General features: G+C 34.0%; 17 protein-coding genes and 1 pseudogene. 8 read left to right on the top strand and 10 right to left on the bottom strand.

Features of this window, described 5'->3' with window-relative positions:
- Positions 1-247 precede the first annotated feature (247 nt).
- Both LMD38_RS28440 and LMD38_RS28445 read right to left on the bottom strand, forming a co-directional pair.
- Positions 248-1681, bottom strand: a complete 1434-nt coding sequence (locus LMD38_RS28440; protein ID WP_000365962.1) for an IS4 family transposase — start codon at positions 1679-1681, stop codon at positions 248-250.
- Between the two features lie 189 nt (positions 1682-1870).
- Positions 1871-2293, bottom strand: a complete 423-nt coding sequence (locus LMD38_RS28445; RefSeq protein ID WP_228920430.1) for a carboxymuconolactone decarboxylase family protein — start codon at positions 2291-2293, stop codon at positions 1871-1873.
- A gap of 122 nt (positions 2294-2415) precedes the next feature.
- Between LMD38_RS28445 and LMD38_RS28450 the strand changes: the two genes are divergently transcribed.
- Positions 2416-2856, top strand: a complete 441-nt coding sequence (locus LMD38_RS28450) for an Lrp/AsnC family transcriptional regulator (RefSeq protein WP_000686752.1) — start codon at positions 2416-2418, stop codon at positions 2854-2856.
- A 558-nt stretch (positions 2857-3414) separates the two neighbouring features.
- On the opposite strand, the gene LMD38_RS28455 is transcribed toward LMD38_RS28450, so the two are convergent.
- From LMD38_RS28455 to LMD38_RS28485, 7 genes are all read right to left on the bottom strand, one after another.
- Positions 3415-3681: a hypothetical protein gene (locus tag LMD38_RS28455; protein ID WP_000379691.1), complete on the bottom strand. Its 267-nt coding sequence runs from the start codon at positions 3679-3681 to the stop codon at positions 3415-3417.
- 272 nt (positions 3682-3953) lie between these two features.
- A complete protein-coding gene (locus tag LMD38_RS28460) occupies positions 3954-4295 on the bottom strand; it encodes a zinc ribbon domain-containing protein YjdM (RefSeq protein ID WP_000067662.1) in 342 nt (113 codons plus the stop codon).
- Between the two features lie 137 nt (positions 4296-4432).
- Complete coding sequence (gene dltC / locus LMD38_RS28465) at positions 4433-4672, bottom strand: D-alanine--poly(phosphoribitol) ligase subunit DltC (protein WP_001288604.1); 240 nt, start codon at positions 4670-4672, stop codon at positions 4433-4435.
- Positions 4673-4713: 41 nt separating this feature from the next.
- A complete protein-coding gene (locus LMD38_RS28470; RefSeq protein WP_016099829.1) occupies positions 4714-5238 on the bottom strand; it encodes a hypothetical protein in 525 nt (174 codons plus the stop codon).
- A gap of 86 nt (positions 5239-5324) precedes the next feature.
- Positions 5325-7079 (bottom strand): SulP family inorganic anion transporter, encoded by a 1755-nt coding sequence (locus tag LMD38_RS28475; RefSeq protein ID WP_001214616.1) that lies wholly within the window; start codon positions 7077-7079, stop codon positions 5325-5327.
- A gap of 100 nt (positions 7080-7179) precedes the next feature.
- Positions 7180-7620 (bottom strand): hypothetical protein, encoded by a 441-nt coding sequence (locus LMD38_RS28480; protein ID WP_000021457.1) that lies wholly within the window; start codon positions 7618-7620, stop codon positions 7180-7182.
- Between the two features lies 1 nt (position 7621).
- A complete protein-coding gene (locus LMD38_RS28485; protein WP_000526193.1) occupies positions 7622-7975 on the bottom strand; it encodes an ArsR/SmtB family transcription factor in 354 nt (117 codons plus the stop codon).
- 309 nt (positions 7976-8284) lie between these two features.
- On the opposite strand from LMD38_RS28485, the pseudogene LMD38_RS28490 reads away from it, so the two are divergent.
- The 3 genes and pseudogenes from LMD38_RS28490 to LMD38_RS28500 form a co-directional block, all read left to right on the top strand.
- Positions 8285-8599: pseudogene (locus LMD38_RS28490) on the top strand (C39 family peptidase); the annotation flags it as partial.
- A gap of 147 nt (positions 8600-8746) precedes the next feature.
- On the top strand, positions 8747-9307 hold the full coding sequence (locus LMD38_RS28495) for a recombinase family protein (protein WP_000668446.1): 561 nt from the start codon (positions 8747-8749) through the stop codon (positions 9305-9307).
- A gap of 157 nt (positions 9308-9464) precedes the next feature.
- Entirely contained in the window at positions 9465-11573 is a 2109-nt protein-coding gene (locus tag LMD38_RS28500; protein WP_000254351.1) for a DUF4158 domain-containing protein, read from the top strand.
- A gap of 5 nt (positions 11574-11578) precedes the next feature.
- Here the strand turns inward: LMD38_RS28500 and LMD38_RS28505 are convergent, their stop codons facing one another.
- The gene (locus tag LMD38_RS28505) at positions 11579-14545 is read right to left on the bottom strand and encodes a Tn3 family transposase (protein ID WP_228920432.1); all 2967 of its coding nucleotides are present in this window, start codon (positions 14543-14545) and stop codon (positions 11579-11581) included.
- Between the two features lie 154 nt (positions 14546-14699).
- Here LMD38_RS28505 and LMD38_RS28510 point away from each other — a divergent pair, with 154 nt between their 5' ends.
- From LMD38_RS28510 to LMD38_RS28520, 4 genes are all read left to right on the top strand, one after another.
- Positions 14700-15260 (top strand): recombinase family protein, encoded by a 561-nt coding sequence (locus LMD38_RS28510; RefSeq protein ID WP_000262479.1) that lies wholly within the window; start codon positions 14700-14702, stop codon positions 15258-15260.
- A gap of 160 nt (positions 15261-15420) precedes the next feature.
- Positions 15421-15861 (top strand): Hsp20/alpha crystallin family protein, encoded by a 441-nt coding sequence (locus LMD38_RS28515; protein WP_000060050.1) that lies wholly within the window; start codon positions 15421-15423, stop codon positions 15859-15861.
- A gap of 64 nt (positions 15862-15925) precedes the next feature.
- Positions 15926-16051 (top strand): hypothetical protein, encoded by a 126-nt coding sequence (locus tag LMD38_RS28680; protein ID WP_255256528.1) that lies wholly within the window; start codon positions 15926-15928, stop codon positions 16049-16051.
- Between the two features lie 617 nt (positions 16052-16668).
- A complete protein-coding gene (locus tag LMD38_RS28520) occupies positions 16669-17487 on the top strand; it encodes an AraC family transcriptional regulator (protein WP_228920452.1) in 819 nt (272 codons plus the stop codon).
- The last annotated feature ends 94 nt before the right edge of the window (positions 17488-17581 follow it).

Here is a 17581-nt window from a genome sequence, read left to right on the forward strand (position 1 = left end):
AGCTTGAATCTAATAAAGACATCAAATCACTCATTAAAAAGTCGATTCCTTAACGTATAGGAAATCGACTTTTTCTTTATGAGAATTTGCTTAGCGTACGAAATTCGCGTTTTGTTGGTGCTACCCCATCGCCATCAACTTAAGGGTACTAAGAGGTTATATGTGAGGATTATTCCTTTAAATTACTACGACTGTATTAAAGATAGGCATAACAAATAAACCTATTAACTAGGCATTTTAAAAAATATTATGCAGCCTTGAAACTTTTTGACAACATATAATCATACACAACACCTAAGATATCAAAGACGGTTTTCTTTTCGTACCGGTGCGATTTTCTTCCGTTTTTTTCTAAAAGGTAAAACAAACGCAGTAAAACTTTTAATAATTCATGGCTGCCTTTCTGTAGTCCCTCATAAAACATTAGATAATAATTCTTTATCATATAGATGGATTTATATTCACTTAACTCTTTCTTTTTCTTATCCAAGAGTAACTGACGCATTTTGAACATCGTCGATGAACAGAGTAAAATACTAATGAGTTGCCCATATAAATGGCATTCTAAGCGTTCTTTTTTGATTTCTTTGCACTTGTCAATTTGAAAGAAAGATTTCCATGTTTTGAACAAAATTTCAATTTGCCAGCGTAATGAATACAAGTCATGGATATGTTCCGTTGGAACATTTTCTGCAGGAAGATTCGTAATATACACATTGATCCCACTCAACCGCTTACTTCGTTCTTTGTAGGTAATACCTTTCTTCTTTTCTTTTTTGGCTTGTTCCTTCAACCTTTTCTCTGTTTGTTCCTTTGTTAATCGATGAATAATAACACGAGCTGGTAATTTTTGATACTGTCCAATGTATGCCTCTGAAATCTCCATTGTTTGACCAGGGGACAATTGATTCATGAGTTCTTCCATATCTAACTGAATATAGAGTGATCCTTTCTTCACGGTTCCATTTCGAAAATACCCTGGCTTATCATTCTTACGATAGATTCGAGAATTTAATTTCAAACGTGAGATATAGTAAGCTCCTTTATCATGGATTTTCTGTAAGTCATGTAAGTCGAAATAGCCTAAATCTCTTATGTACAAGTCTTTTGGTCGAATGGTTTGTAGACTTGTTGAACCAAAGGTTTTATCATTTTCTCTTCCTTTCCCTACATAAACGTGCAGGAACTTTCCACTCAATAGGTCATACTCCAATTGAATTTTAACTCCTGCGGTATGGCTACTTCCACCTGAACCTTGATAATGTGAAGAAAACTTATCTGGAAGCTGAAATGTTGTAGAATCTAGAATCCGAATGCTCTTAAAGATCGTAGTATATTGATGAATTATTTCTTTTGTTAAATGAATTCTTTGAGTTAGAAGGTTAGCTAGAACTTGTTCAAGAAATTGTACTGCGGAAGCATTAAATCGTTGGTTAAGTCCTTCAGGACTAATAAGAACACCTGTAGATACTTCAAGACAGCTACATAATTGTGTGAGTGATGTACTTGCGACCTGTTGACTAAGCCATACACATAAAGCAACTAACTCCTTTGCTTGATATTTACTCTTTCGCTGAACGAATCCTTTTTCTTTAGCTAAGTGTTCTAGAACATGAGGAGACATATGTCGTTGTAATTCTTCAGCAAGCGGTTGAAGTTCGTCAAGAATCGAAAGATCCATAAAAAACGCCATCCTTTCCTATAATTCTACAGAAAGGATAACGTCTTTTTTGTTTTATGGATAGTGCAAAACCTTAGCTTGATAGCGATGTGGTGCTACCCCAATAAATAGTTTAATCTTACTTATATAGTATAATAGCTCTAACTATATCATAAAAATATTCTTTCCATGTAGAGTATTTCTCCATTTCTAAACCTCTTCCTGGGGCGGTTTTAAAGCTAACATTGCGCCAAAATACTGTGAAGCAGTAGTAAACGTAATAAACGCACAAAGCTCGCTAATTTCTACGTCAGAAAGATACTCTTTTAAAACATTAAACGTAACGTCTGATATATCCCCTTGTTGCTTTAAAAACACCTCTGCAAAGCCAACTGCAATAGATATTTTATTATTGAATAAATGGGGTTCAGGTTTTCCTTTTGCTTTACAATACTCACAACCATTACTTTGTGCTAAAGTTCTCCTTACTTGTTCTTTTAACTGAGAGGATAAATTCCCATCTTTCTCCAAAACTTCCCCCAATTGAGTCCATCCGTTCAATACATCTTTGTTATGTCCTAAAAGTTTTTGAAAAGGGGTCTCTCCGAATTTAGATTCATTAATTCTTGTCATAGTTAATACCTCCTGGTAATATTTATAATATCAAATAAATTTATTCCATCACATTAAATTTAAAACTAGTTTCCCATTAATTTTTTAACAAATTAATGAAAATAGGAGGATTTTCCTTAAAAATGAAAATAGATGATATTGATAAAAAAATATTAGAAGAATTAAGCAAAAATAGTCGATTATCAATGAGTGAACTTGGAAGAAGAATCAATTTGTCTTCTCCATCTATAACAGAACGGGTAAGACAAATGGAGTCATTCGGAATAATAAAGAAGTACACCTTAGAAGTCGATTATGAAAAATTAGGACTTCCTATCCAATGTATAATAGAAGCAACAGTTAAAAACGGAGACTATAATTCCTTTAAGAAATATATTGAGGGTCTGCCAAATGTAGAGTTTTGTTATCGAATTGCTGGAAACGCTTGTTATATGCTTAAAATGCAATTCGACACTTTTGCTAAAGCAGAAGAATTCATTGAAGCTGTAAATCCATATGCCCATACTGTAACACATTTCATTTTTTCTCAGGTCCAGACGAAATTAAGAATCAATTCAGACTGACTTTTATAATGCTTGTTCAACTAACCTGTCCAACTAATGTCTAGTTAACTTAAGCTATCATTATCAGTAGTCAACGATGCATAAAATTTTCGTTTTGGGGGTAATTAAAAAATATTAGCTTGATGGGCATGGGGTACAGCCAGCATTTCGGAAAAAAACCACGCTAAGCAAATTCATATAAGAAAAGAGCCACATTTTACCCCGTTAAGAGTAAAATCGGCTCTTTAATATATGGGGTAGAAGAGCAACTGTGCCGTGAAGTGCAAAGTAGTTTTCAATAAATGTATCAAAAAAACGCAAAGCTTTTTACTTTTGCGTTTCTTCTGTAGGTTTAGAATAAAGTTTGATTAAAAATCGCTCTAAACTGTTAATTTTTCTGCATATAAAAAGCTAACAATCAGCCATTCCTACGTAAGCGTTGGATATTTCACATGTTTGTCCTGGTTGAAGAGAGTTCATTAATATCTCCATATGTATTTGTAAATTGCCGTTATCAGAAGTTAGGGGATCTATCTAAAACACGAAAGCCTTCAGAATCCTGAAGGCTTTCGTGTTTTATTAATGAAATCTAAACCATGCAAACCATTGACCTTTTTTGTTTTTAGTTGCAAAAATTTGTCTATGTGCTGCATCATATGCTGGTAAATATTGTGGAAATAGAACTTCCACAAACCAAGATTTATTAGCTATTTCTTTCCCGCAATAATGTTTTGCCATTCCGTAATAAATTTTTGGATGTGGTGATTTTGGGAGATGGGCTATGGTTTCTACTTTCCAACCTTTATAATTTTGACCTTTATATACCGTGGGAATAATTGTATCCATTGCTTGTAACAGGGGTACGGCAACGATTCCTTCTTTTTGGAGCCACTCATAAAAATAACACAAGAGGCAAAACTATATTTATTGTCTTATTGTCTTATCTTTTTGTTAATTCACTAATCCAACTGAAATACAGATATGGCTGAGATAAGTTCAAAAAAATAGAAAGACCCCATTCATTCAAAAAATCTTATCATGAATGAATGGGGTCTTTCTATTAAAATACTGTACATTCATTGGCTTTCAAATTAACTCTGTTGTATTAAACCCACAATTTAAACCTTTTTCACAAATTCAGATTTTAATTTCATCGCTCCAAAACCATCAATTTTACAATCAATATCATGGTCTCCATCTACTAAACGGATACTTTTTACTTTTGTACCTATTTTTACGACTGATGAAGTTCCTTTTACTTTAAGGTCTTTAATTACAGTTACAGAATCACCATCGTTTAAGATGTTTCCGTTTGCATCTTTAATTACCTTTGTATCTTCACTATTTTCAGTTTCTGATTCTAAAGTCCACTCATGGGCACATTCTGGGCAAACAAAAAGATTTCCATCTTCGTAAGTGTACTCTGAATTACATTTTGGGCAATTAGGTAAATTAGACATATTTTTATTTCCTCCACTTGTTATCATTCATTCTATATATAGCTTTTTAAAACTTTCCTTTTATAATTTCATAAGAATAGCAATTCTGAAGTTGAAATTTAAGAAGCTACCCTTATCTATGTTTCAAGAACCTATTTTTATCGCATATCTTTCAGTTTCTTAATGATCATGTTCGGTGTTGCCCATTCATCACGGTCAAAGTCAGAAATAGACACTTCAATATTTAAACGCTCTTGAAATTCTACTAATAAAGATACTGTAGCAAAAGAATCTAGAATCCCTTCTTCAAATAATTGCACGTCTGGGTTATCTTTTACGATATCATTTTCACATACTTCTTCTAAAACAGTTAATACTTGATCTTTAAATTCAGACATTATTTATGCTCCTCTATATCCATGATTTATCATTAATTTTTTCATAGTTTTCTATTTTTTAACACATCATTTAAAAGAATCTGTCCCATCATCATTACAAAGCTACCCCTAGTTTTTGTGTAATAGTTATTCAGGTTTAACAAATAATCGTTCCCTGGAACATATGTGATTACAAACCCTTTGTTCTTTTCTTTAGGGAATGGAATGTAAATATTTTTAACATCTGGCTGTATAGCTGGAATGTCTTTCGAAAACAAACCATTTAATTTCGTTAAAAACGTCTTTCCATTAGAGATAGGTTGTATTTTCTCAGCCCTGTTCACACCATCTTTGTTTTTACTTGAATCTATTCCCCATACAATTACACCACCAGAAACACAAGAAAAAAATGACACGCTTTCTTCATAATTCTCTTTATCATCTTTGGAAAGAACACTACTCGTACAATCTGTTTTACATTGAAATGTAAAACAGATATTCTCTTCTTGCTGTTTGATGATCATTTGTTGGATGTATGAAAAACCTTCTTGTTCACACCTTGTAAAAATCTTCTCCGCATTCTCCAAAGTAAACTTTCTCCTTCTCTATTTTTTAATAAAATAATGAAAAGAGTAGATCAAATCAAACAAACTTTGTATGTGAAGTGAATTTTTTATAAATCTAATGCATTTACTTTATTCTTTATTGTATTTGCTTCCTGAGAAAGCTCGATACATTCATGAAAAGCGAAATGCTTACACCCTATACATTTTTTTGTATTCAAATGTCCTAAAGCATAGTTAATAGCTTCCCCGGTATGATCAAAAAAGTTTTCTTCCCCAATCTCAGCGTACAATCCATTCTTATCTAGAGTTGTCTTTAACTCGGATTGAATTCCTGAAATGAGAAGTATGCCACCTTGCTTTTTAAAATGCTGAACAATATTCCTAAAGTAAGACTCTCCTGTTGTATCAATAAAAGGAACTTTTCCCATACGTAAAATTAAAACTCTGGGTTTATAATGAATGGTCGCTAAAATATTTTGTTCAAATGTTTGGGCAGCCCCAAAGAATAACGGACCTTCTATTGTGTAAATACTAATTTGTGGGCAATCATGAGATTTATTTACCACATGTGGTAACAATTTTTCATTCTTTTTTGTATGATCAGGAAGTACTTTCGATATGATAAGCATATTACTCATACGTTTTGTAAACAAAATAATAGCTAAAATAAGACCGATTTCCACAGCTGTTGTCAAACTAGTAAATACAGTAAGCAAAAATGTTACCAATAATACAAGGGAATCTCCTGTCTTCATTTTAAGTATATGAACAAAATGTTTTCGTTCACTCATATTCCACGCTACCACCATTAAAATGGGAGCCATACTAGCAAGTGGAATATGTGATGCATATGGAGCTAATAGTAGAAGTGTGAATAACACAAATCCCCCGTGAATAACTCCTGACATCGAAGATGTAGCTCCACTCTTAATATTGGTTGCTGTTCGAGCGATCGCTCCAGTTGCCGGAATCCCTCCAAATAATGGGGTAACAATATTGGCAATGCCCTGACCAATCAGCTCTTTGTTACTGTTGTGCTTACTATTTGTCATACCATCTGCCACGACAGCGGATAAAAGAGATTCAATACCACCCAACATTGCAATAACAAATGCAGGGCCAATCAATTGTTTGATACGCTCTAATGTGATCTCTGGTATATCAAACTGAGGAAGTGTATTTGGAATCGTGCCATATGCTGTGCCAATAGTAGGAACATAAGCTGAGAAAAATACAGTTGCAATGACAGTTGAAATTACAACCCCTACTAATGAACCAGGTACTTTGGGTAAAATTTTTGGTGTGATGAGTATAACGAAAAAGCAAATCAAAGCAGTTATAACACTATAAAAATTGGTGGTACTAATATGAGTAAAGATTTCCTGCAGGTTTGCTATAAATTCCTCATGCTTTTTTATACCTGTTAGCCCTAAAAAACTAGCAATTTGTCCCGTAAAGATAATGACAGCAATACCTGACGTAAAACCAATTGTTACAGGACGTGGAATAAACTTAATTAAAGATCCTAGTTTAAAAACTCCCATAAGACATAAAATAATTCCAGCTAATAAACCAGCAAGTAGTAAATCTTCATATCCATAGGTAATGACAATTCCTAAAAGAATTGGAACAAAGGCACCTGTAGGTCCTCCAATTTGATACTTTGAACCACCAAATAGCGAAATGAGTATTCCGGCAATACATGTTGTATAAATTCCATACTCTGGCTTAACACCAGAGGCTATTGCAAAAGACATAGCAAGCGGTATCGCAACAACTCCGACAATCATTCCTGACAGAAGATCCTTTTGAAAATGTCCCAATGAATATCCTTCAAACCTTCCCGTAAATAACCCTCTCATTACAAACCCTTCTTTTCTATTTATAATAAATCTGGATTACAAATGTATTTCTCGTTCCTTTATAGAGGAGATTTTCATTTTCACAAGAGAAAACATTATCCTAATATTTACTATACGTTTTTCTTAAATGACGATCTAATTTACCTACATCTCCACCTTGTTGTACGTAGGATTTCAACCTTTCCGCTAGAAGTTCTCCGGCTCGACTATCTAGCTTCTTCGTATCAATAAATGATGTAATCCTTACCTTATCTGGAGTCATATCTCTACGAAACATCTGTCCTGGGATTTCACTCCAAAAACGATTCCATTCATCTAATAATCCGATTTGATCGAATAAAAAACCTTGAATCCCACATAGCCAAGCTGTACAAGCTGTATTTCTTTTTTGACATCCAACGCCATCTTGTAAATGCTGGCATGAAAAACAACAAGAATTCCCACTTTTAATACAAACTTTACAAACATGATGAGCTCCTATTGAGTGGAAAATTTCAATCCCATGTTGGATGATATCTTCTTTCTTAACTTCAATGCTCAACCTAATCCTCCTTACCTATCGTTTCAAGTTCTGTTTCATCTAGTTCTTCTAACATTGAAATCGTATCGATTAAATGGTTGTTAAAAATTTTCCGTGCAACTACCAGTAAATCCACAATCATAGGGTCTCGTAGAGAATATAAAACTCGTTTTCCATCTTTCGTACCAACAACAATGTTTTTTGAACGTAGTACACTTAACTGTTGAGAAACAGCTGAACCTTCCTTGTTAAGGATGGTTTGAATTTCATTTACACTTCTTTCACCCTCTGACAATAGTTCTAGAATACCTATTCGCAAAGGATGTGATAAGGCTTTAAAAAAATCAGCTTTAAATTGTTGCATTTCATTTCCCATTAAAACACCTACTTATTTTTAATTAAAGACCCAAAAGTATCATATACATCTTCAAATGTTTGAATATGTATATGATACTTCTAGAACTTACAATTTTCAATAAAAACATTTGAACCCATATGGGTAAATTATTATTAGGTACATATTGTAATACTACGCCTCGTTTTTACACGTATTTCGGTTATACCCTAATATCAGTTACATTAGTATTGAATATTTTTATGAGAAATTAAAGCACACAATTCATAAAAAATGATATTTAATGAGATATTATGACATGTATCGAAATACATAAAGAAGGTGAATGACGTGAAAAGACTTCTAATTTTGTATGTCCTGTTTTCAATTTTAGCGGGCTGTTCTACAAAACAATCTCCAGTTGAAAAGCATGAGTCTAACGTTGGACATGAAGATATTGAATTAACAAAAAATCCTACATCCCAAAACGAACCACTTCAATCCCCAGCTCCTTCAGTACAAGAAAAGGTCATTTTAGACGTGCCATTAATATCTCAAAAACCTGAATTGAAATACGGATGCGAAGTTACGAGCTTAGCGATGGTATTACAGTACGCTGGTATTAAAGTGAATAAAATGCAGTTAGCTAACAGTATCAAAAAGGATCGTTTTTGTTACAGGGATTAGTATCAAGACATGACATCACGTAAACTAGCAATCTTGACGTAACAAAAATATGTAACAAAATTATTTTGTAACAATATCTATTTCATAACGTTTTTGATACAATAAAACTGAAAAAGGAGGAATTATATGAAATTTGGATATATGCGAGTATCTACAATTGATCAAAATTTAGATCGACAAGAACAGCAACTAAAAGATGCTGGTTGTGAACGAATCTTTTTTGAAAAAGTAACCGGAGTCAAACGAGACCGACCTGAGTTAAATCGTATGTTAGAATTTCTACGCAACGACGATACGGTTGTAGTAACAGACTTAACTCGCCTTTCACGTTCTACAAAGGATTTAATTGAGATTACCGAACTAATTTCTCAAAAAGGAGCGAACTTGAAAAGCTTAAAAGAGTCCTGGCTCGATACAACAACAGCACACGGGAAAATGCTCTTTACTGTTTTTGCAGGTATTGCTCAATTCGAAAGAGATTTAACCTCAGAACGAACAAAAGAAGGAATTCTGGCAGCAAAAAAACGTGGGAAATACCCTGGAAGACCAAAAACCGATGAAGAAAAAGTAAATTATGCCTTATATCTTATAGAACAAGGAATGAATCGTACGGATGCTGCCGAGAAAGCCGGTATTTCTAGAATGACCTTATATCGCAAGATGCAAAGAGATAATGAAGTTAACTAAAAATTAACGGAGCAAAGAATTACTTGCGTATTCTTCACGGTCTAGTTTTCCCACTGTTTCATTTTTACTTTTATAGGAAACTTCATAACTGACTAGAGCAGGAATCATCTTACTAAGCCTGTAAGATTTCATTTAGTTAACAAAAAGGAGACACGTTATGGTTAGTATGCAAGAAACAGCTTATCCCAGATTAAAAAGTTGTCCATCTTCTACAGAATTAGAAAAACTTTTCTCACCCACATCAAGTGAAATTTCGTGGGCAAAACAGAAAGCACGTAACTCTTTTTCGCAGTTAGGTTTATTAACAATGTTAAAAACATTCCAATGTCTAAATTATTTTCTTCCAATCAGAGATACTCCACCAATTATAATTGAACATATTGGGAGAAAAGCAAAGCTTGATCTACCAGAGCGAGAAGAATGGAGTTCTTATCATCGTTCTGGTACAGGAATTCGTCAGATTGCTATGATTCGTGAATATCGTCAAGCTAAAATATTTAATGACCAAGCTCGTCAAATTATGTTGAATATCATGAAGCTATCTGTATTAGAAAAAGACGAAAAAAGCGATATTATTAATATTGCGATTGATGAACTAGTCAAGCACAGCTATGAGCTTCCTGCTTTTAGTACACTTACAAAAGCTGTAGATCACGTACATGCTGAAGCGTATCGTGTTTTATATCAACGCATTTCAGATGCTTTAACGATTGACGAAAAACAAAAGATAGATCAATTGTTTCAGAGTAAGGAAGGTTCTACTTATTCTGATTGGAATGTAGTAAAACAAGATCCTGGACGTCCCACCTTATATCAATTAAGACGCTGGATATATCGAAAAAACTGGCTCAACGAACGGTATGTAGAATCTGATTTTTTTCAACGTCTCCATATTCCGCCTGCAAAAATTGAAAGATTAGCAGCTGAGGCTAAAACATTAGATGCATCTCGAATGAAAGAATTGGAAGCACATAAAAGATACACATTGACTGTCTCATTACTATCTGTTCAATTTGCAAGTACCATTGATGATATTGGAGAAATGTATATAAAACGTATAGCTAGTTCGCACAAAAAGTCTGAAGGTTCCCTTCAGGAGTTGAAAAAAAAGAAAGAAAAACAAACTGATAGTTTAATTACGATTCTACATAATACAGTGCTTGCGTTTCAATCCGAAGGATCGACAGAGGAAAAGTTACAAGAATTAGAAAATTTAATTGGTGGAAACTCTGGTCAACGTGTATTAGATGATTGTGAAAATCATTTAGCTTATGCCGGAAATAATTACTTCTCGTTTGTATGGAAGCATTTAAAAAGCAGTAGAGCAGAGTTAATGAAAATATTAGAAACGTTAGAATTTAAATCAACAAACCAAAATAACGGATTAGAACAATCCATTTTATTTTTAATAAAAAATAAAATGAAGAAATCCGAATGGATTCCCATTATTGACTTAACTAATCAAAGAGATAATGAAGGTAATTTACATGTAACGCCTGCGATTGATCTTTCCTGGATACCTGAAAAATGGTGGCGGTGGATTCGTCCACATCAGAGAAGGAACGCTCCTCCTGAAAAGATTCATCGGCGCCATTTTGAAGCATGTGTTTTTTCTCAGGTTTGGTTGGAATTAAAGTCTGGAGACTTATATATAGAAGGAAGCGATAAATATGCAGATTATCGAAAACAATTAATTTCTTGGGATGAATATCAAGAAAATGTCGCTACTTTTTGCGATCAAGCAGGACTTCCTACAACTGCTCAAGATTTTAAAGTGCAAGTTTACAACAAACTAGAAAAAATGGCTAGGAGTGTAGATGTCTTTTTTCCCAAAAATAAAGCTGTTACACTACGTAATGGTGAGCCAGTTATCACAAAACCTAAAAAGAAAAAAGTATCTCCTTTATTAAAAGCTGTACGAAAACGTATTGATGAAAAAATGGTTCCAATTAATGTATTAGATTTATTAGGAGACACAGAATATTGGTTAAATTGGACACGTTTTTTCGGTCCGATTTCTGGTCATGATGCAAAGTTAGAAAAGCCATCTGAGCGCTATTTAACAACAGCTTTTTGCTATGGATGTAATTTAGGCCCTACTCAAACAGCGCGTTCTCTAGGAAGTATAGATCGCAAACATATATCTTGGATAAACGAAAGACATATTACAGAAGAGAACATTCAAAAAGCCATTGAAGGGGTACAGTCAGGAAAATGCGGATTTACAACGCTAAGCCCATTTCCCCGACTATTCCCCCAGTTTTAACAACGTTAAGAAAGTTTCAAGGGTCTTAAAGAATCTAACGAGACCATTTTCTCCGAATTAAAATGGTATTCTCCAAGTAAATTAATATGTTCCCAACCTAGAGGTGACATATGGTGCAATAATTCTTCATTAAAACTACCTGACCGTTTTTGATATTCAACTGCCTTTGTTAGATGTAAAGTATTCCAGATACTGATGGCATTGATAATGATGTTTAAGGCACTGGCTCTTTGCAATTGATGCTGTATGGTTCGTTCCCTAAGCTCTCCTTGTTTTCCGAAGAAAATAGCTCTTGCCAGTCCATTCATGGCTTCTCCTTTATTCAATCCTTTTTGTATTTTTCTTCTTAATGATTCATCCGAAATATAATTCAAAATAAAGATCGTTTTTTCTATTCGGCCCATCTCACGTAAGGCTGTAGCCAAGCTGTTTTGTCTTGAATAAGAACCTAATTTCCCCATAATAAGGGATGCTGAAACTGTTCCTTCCCTTATAGAATGAGCTAATCGCAAAACATCCTCATAATTCTCTTTAATGACCTTTGTATTTATTTGTCCACGTAAAATGACTTCTAATTTTGGATACTCACTTGCCTTATCTATTGTAAATAATTTCGAGTCTGATAAATCTCGTATTCTTGGAGCAAATTTAAATCCTAATAAATGGGTCAGTCCGAATATTTGGTCTGTGTAACCAGCCGTGTCTGTATAATGCTCTACTATATTTAGATCCGTCTCATGGTGTAACAAACCATCCAAAACATGAATCGCATCCCTTGAATTAGTATGAATAATCTTTGTGTAATAAGAAGAAAATTGATCACTTGTAAAACGATAGATGGTGGCTCCTTTTCCAGTTCCATAATGTGGGTTTGCATCTGCATGTAGCGATGAAACGCCTATCTGCATTCTCATACCATCGGACGAGGATGTTGTACCGTCTCCCCAATAGGAGGACAATTGCAATTTGTGATGAAAATTTACTAATACGGCTTGGGCTTTATTCATTGCATCTTCATACATGCGCCATTGTGATACATTGGCCAATTGCTTATATGTAAGTCCGGGTGTTGCTTCAGCCATTTTGCTTAAACCAATATTCATTCCCATTCCTAAAAGAGCAGCCATAATAATAATTGTTTCTTCTTTATCCGGTTTTCGATTATTGGAAGCATGAATAAATTGCTCATGAAATCCTGTTATATAAGCAATATCCATCAGTAAATCGGTTAATTTTATTCTTGGTAGCATCTGATACAGGCTTGCACTAAACTTTTTTGCTTCTTCTGGTACATCTTTTTCTAAGCGTGCAAGTGACAGCTTTCCTTTATCAAGAGAAACTCCATCTAACTTGTTGGAATTGGTAGCTAACCACTTTAACCTTTTGTTAAGGCTGCTGGTTCTCTCCGTCATATAATCCTCGAATGATAAACTAACTGATAATCTTGTATTCTCCTTCGTTTGATTCCATGTATCTTCTGAAAACAAATATTCTTCAAAGTCTCTATATTGTCTGCTGCCAACAATGGAAACATCTCCTGCCCTAACATGCTCCCGAAGTTCTGTTAAAACAGCCATTTCATAGTAATGACGATTGATTGTTGTACCATCATCCTCGTATAAATGCTTTTTCCAACGTTTTGAAATAAAATCCACAGGTGAGTTATCAGGCACTTTTCGCTTTCCGGATTCGTTCATTCCACGGATAATCTCAACAGCTTGTAAAAGTGGCTCATTTGCTTTTGTAGAATGAAATTCCAATACCCTTAATAGCGTTGGCGTATATTTTCTAAGTGAATAAAATCGTTTTTGCAGTAAGTCTAAATAATCATAGTCGTCAGGGCGTGCAAGCTCCTGAGCTTCTTCGACCGAAGAGACAAAAGAATTCCATTCGATAACGGATTCTAAAACCTCAAAAACGTCTAATTTTTCCTTTTTTGCTTTGATTAAAGCTTGTCCGATGTTCGTAAAGTGTATAACTTTCTCATTCAGCTTTTTACCGTTTTGTTTCTGAATTTCCTCTTGAGCCTTACGGCCTTTTGATAACAGACTAAGTATTTGTCTATCATGAATTTCAAAAGCTTTATCCGTTAACTCTTGAGTAAGATGTAATAAATAGACGGTTAATATCGAATATCGCTTATTTTCTTGAAAGTCACGGAATGCATATGGCTCATATCTTGAGCCTAAGCGAGATAGTTGAAACAGGCGATTGCGATGCAAATGACTAATTTGTACCGTTTCTAATTCCATTCCTCGTATGTATTCGAGTCGTTCTATTACTTTTAGAAATGTTTCGGGTGAAGGATGACCCGGCGGTTCCTTTAACCAACCCAATATCGTTTTATTGGATTCGGATGGATGCTGCGAAGTAATGATCTCTTCAAGCTTTCCTTTTTGTTCATTTGTAAGAGATTGACTAACAGTATTAAACAGTTTCTTTTCAGCCATTGCCCTTGCCTCCCACACCATTCTTTCAAGTGTAGTAATAGCAGGCAGTATGATTTTGTTTTTTCTTAGAAAATCTATACATTCATGTAGTAGATGTATGGCATCGCCATTTTCAAAAGCTAATTGATGAAGATGCTTAAATGCTATTCGATATTCTCTTAGAGTAAAAGTTACAAAGTCGTATTCACTTCGAAGTTCTTTCAAATGATCCCAAAGTGTATTTTCTCTTTGAGGATAAAGACTAATCGAAGATGGAGTGGCACCGATTTGTTTCGATATATAATGTATGACTGATTCCGGGATGCTTTTGATATGAGTGTATGGCCAACCGGGATACCGAAGAACAGCTAATTGAACAGCAAACCCTAAACGGTTTTCTTCTCTCCTTCGCTTATTAACTATTTCTAAATCCCGTTTGGAAAAAGTGAAGTAGGTCCCCAATATCCATTCATCTTCAGGGATTTGCATAAAATCCTGCCTCTGTTCCAGTGTAAGCAATTCTCTACCTCTCGCAATTTTCATTCAGTATCATCCCATTTCCATAATTATTCAGTTAATTAGTTCAATTATATATCAATAGAGTGTGCCCTATTGAGAAGAAATTCTTTCCTTGATATTATTAGTCTCAGAGACTCTCAATAACACTTATCAAAAATATATTTGAAATGAGGAGAAAATGGTCTATGGATACGCTCGTGTAAGTGCACAAGATCAAAATCTAGATACACAGATTGAACAGCTCATGAAATATGGAGTAGATGAAATTATTAAAGAAAAAGTAAGTGGAGTAACAAAACAAAAGCCAGAGTTAGACACTATACTGTCAAAACTAATTACTGGGGATACTTTGGTTGTAACTAGAATGGATCGTTTAGGTCGAAATACCATTCAGCTATTACAATTAGTAGAACAACTTCGGGAAAAGGATGTTCACTTTGCGATTTTAAATTTAGGAATTGATACAAGAACTCCAACGGGCAAGTTCTTCTTAACTGTCATGGCTGCCTTTAGTGAATTAGATCGTGAAATGATTAAAGAAAAACAACATGCGGGAATAAAGCTAGCAAAACAAAAAGGAGTATATAGAGGAAGAGTGAAGAAATACACAGATAAACATCCTGGCATGAACCATGCAATTGAATTACGAAAACATACCAATAAAACAGTAAAGGAAATATGTCAGATTACAGGAGTGAGTCAGGCCGCTCTATATCGTAGATTAAAAGAACTTGAATAAAGTTCTTTTTTATATTTGTAATTAAATCCCAGAGTGGCCCCTCATCTCCCGAATCGTTTCCGTACCCCAATTGTGAAAAAATCAGGAAAATAATACATAAGCGAATAATTTCATGAGAAATGAAGAGAATATGAATGATAAATGAAGGAGGAATGTAACTATGTCATTAACACCTTATGACCCATTTAGACAATTAGTAAATATAAGAAGAGATTTTGACCGTATCTTTTCTGACCTACCGTTTGATTTTAGTGGGGACAAAGAGCACTTTGGAAGTATTAAGGTAGATGTGCATGAAAGTGAAAATGAAGTTGTTGCAACTTGTGATATACCGGGACTTGAGAAAAAAGAAGACGTAAACATTGATATTGAAAATAATGTATTATCGATTAGCGGTTCTATAAACAAAACAAATGAAACAAAAGAAAAAAATATGTATAGAAAAGAACGTTACACAGGTAGTTTTCACCGAGCTATAACACTTCCGAGTCTTGTATCTACCGAGGGAGTATCAGCAACCTATAAAAATGGTGTATTAGAAGTAAAAATGTTAAAGACTACACCAAATAATAAAAAGAAAATTGATGTGGAATTTCATTAAAATGAGCAAATTATATGAAGTTATGAAAGAATTTGATAAGGATTATTTGCAGGAGATATCTAATATGCAACCAGAATTAGTGGATTTGCTTATATTAACTTGTCATTCTTCAAATAATAAGAAGAAAGCTATATTAGATGAACTTGCTCATAACATTAAGTCATCATATATTAAAAACAATATTAACTAATCTTCCGATTAGAACTATCTAAACAAGGGGGTGTCGAATTTGGCATCCCTATTGTTGTAACAAAGTTAAGAGGTAAAAAAAATGCCCTTACTGTATTTTCTTTATTTTTTGTGAGTTTTCACCTAAAGATACATAAGAAACTATGTATAGATTGTTGTAAGAACCAAATCTATTATACTAGAGTAATACAGGGTATCTATTTTGAATAAATTCAAACTTCGTTCAATTAATTACCTCGGTAGATAGTATTTAACATAAGGATAACTTATCCCCCCCATTCCTTGCTTATTATTGCATAGAGGTAATTTCTTTTTCTACTTCTTCTTGAATTACATTGTTGAAAATAAGTATGCAAATAAATGTACTTTAACTAAACTGTTTTAATTCAATAACTACATATAGAAAGCTCAAAAATACATTATTTTACTTATTAAAATGTATTATTGTCTCTTTGTTACTTATCTTTGCCTTATAAAATCAGAAAATGATTAACAGATGTCTTGTTATTAGAGGATGCAATTCACTATAAAATGTGAATGATAACTTCCAGTAATGTGTTTCAGTTATTATAGCAGAAATTGTGTCATTCTACTTGATGTTCACAATTGGCTAAAAGAATGAACCATGCGTTAAACTTCATTGAAAATAAAGAAATAGACTACAAAGAAACTGCAAAAGTAGCTAAATTTTCCGAGTTTCACTTTTCAAGAATGTTCTCTTCAATCTCAGATGTATCGCTCTCAAAATATATTAGACGTAGACGGTTAACACTCGCAGCATTTGAAATTCAAAAAAGTGAAATTCGGATCATCGATGTGGCAGTTAAATATGGTTATGTTTCTTCTGATACTTTCTCACGTGCTTTTCAAAAAATGCATGGAGTAACCCCTTCCAATGCTCATAATAGAGGGGTACAGTTAAAAGCCTTTCCCAGAATATCCTTTCAAATTACTATTAAAGGAGATACCGAGATGGATTACAGAATTGAAAACCTTGATTTTGAATTAAGAATTGTAGGAAAAAGTAAGCCAGTAAAAACAAGCAGAGCATTTAAAACAATCCCTACGCTTTGGAACACCGCGAAAAAAGATGGATTTATGCAAGAACTAGTAGCTATGTCATGGAAAAATCCAAAATGCACGCTTGAAAGCCTTCTGGGGGTTTGCGGAAAAGAAGCCGCCATAACAGATGAAGAATTTTCCTATTTCATGGGCGTAAGATACGATGGGGAATCCCCTGAAAATATGGAGACGCTTATTATACCCGCAAATACATGGGCAGTATTTCCGAACATAGTAGATGCATGGAAACGTTTATATACCGAGTGGGTTCCTAACTCCGAGTATGAACTTGCAAATTTACCTTGTATAGAATGTTATTACGGTCCGAAGCATAAACCAAGACACGAACTCTGGGTCCCTGTTATCCCGAAGTAAATTCATATTCAGTAATAGAATGTGTTTATGGGACTCTGCAGACGAAACGCAAATATTATACGCTATCAGAAATATAATTAAAAAGTCAATTCCA

Origin of the sequence: Bacillus pacificus (assembly GCF_020861345.1) — a bacterium.
In the GTDB taxonomy this organism is placed as follows: Bacteria; Bacillota; Bacilli; order Bacillales; family Bacillaceae_G; genus Bacillus_A; species Bacillus_A pacificus.

Coding starts and splice junctions, on each gene's coding strand:
- LMD38_RS28440 (WP_000365962.1), bottom strand. CDS start 1,681: ATGGATCTTTCGATTCTTGACGAACTTCAACCGCTTGCTGAAGAATTA.
- LMD38_RS28445 (WP_228920430.1), bottom strand. CDS start 2,293: ATGACAAGAATTAATGAATCTAAATTCGGAGAGACCCCTTTTCAAAAA.
- LMD38_RS28450 (WP_000686752.1), top strand. CDS start 2,416: ATGAAAATAGATGATATTGATAAAAAAATATTAGAAGAATTAAGCAAA.
- LMD38_RS28455 (WP_000379691.1), bottom strand. CDS start 3,681: ATGGATACAATTATTCCCACGGTATATAAAGGTCAAAATTATAAAGGT.
- LMD38_RS28460 (WP_000067662.1), bottom strand. CDS start 4,295: ATGTCTAATTTACCTAATTGCCCAAAATGTAATTCAGAGTACACTTAC.
- dltC (WP_001288604.1), bottom strand. CDS start 4,672: ATGTCTGAATTTAAAGATCAAGTATTAACTGTTTTAGAAGAAGTATGT.
- LMD38_RS28475 (WP_001214616.1), bottom strand. CDS start 7,079: ATGAGAGGGTTATTTACGGGAAGGTTTGAAGGATATTCATTGGGACAT.
- LMD38_RS28485 (WP_000526193.1), bottom strand. CDS start 7,975: ATGGGAAATGAAATGCAACAATTTAAAGCTGATTTTTTTAAAGCCTTA.
- LMD38_RS28495 (WP_000668446.1), top strand. CDS start 8,747: ATGAAATTTGGATATATGCGAGTATCTACAATTGATCAAAATTTAGAT.
- LMD38_RS28500 (WP_000254351.1), top strand. CDS start 9,465: ATGGTTAGTATGCAAGAAACAGCTTATCCCAGATTAAAAAGTTGTCCA.
- LMD38_RS28505 (WP_228920432.1), bottom strand. CDS start 14,545: ATGAAAATTGCGAGAGGTAGAGAATTGCTTACACTGGAACAGAGGCAG.
- LMD38_RS28510 (WP_000262479.1), top strand. CDS start 14,700: ATGGTCTATGGATACGCTCGTGTAAGTGCACAAGATCAAAATCTAGAT.
- LMD38_RS28515 (WP_000060050.1), top strand. CDS start 15,421: ATGTCATTAACACCTTATGACCCATTTAGACAATTAGTAAATATAAGA.
- LMD38_RS28680 (WP_255256528.1), top strand. CDS start 15,926: ATGCAACCAGAATTAGTGGATTTGCTTATATTAACTTGTCATTCTTCA.
- LMD38_RS28520 (WP_228920452.1), top strand. CDS start 16,669: ATGAACCATGCGTTAAACTTCATTGAAAATAAAGAAATAGACTACAAA.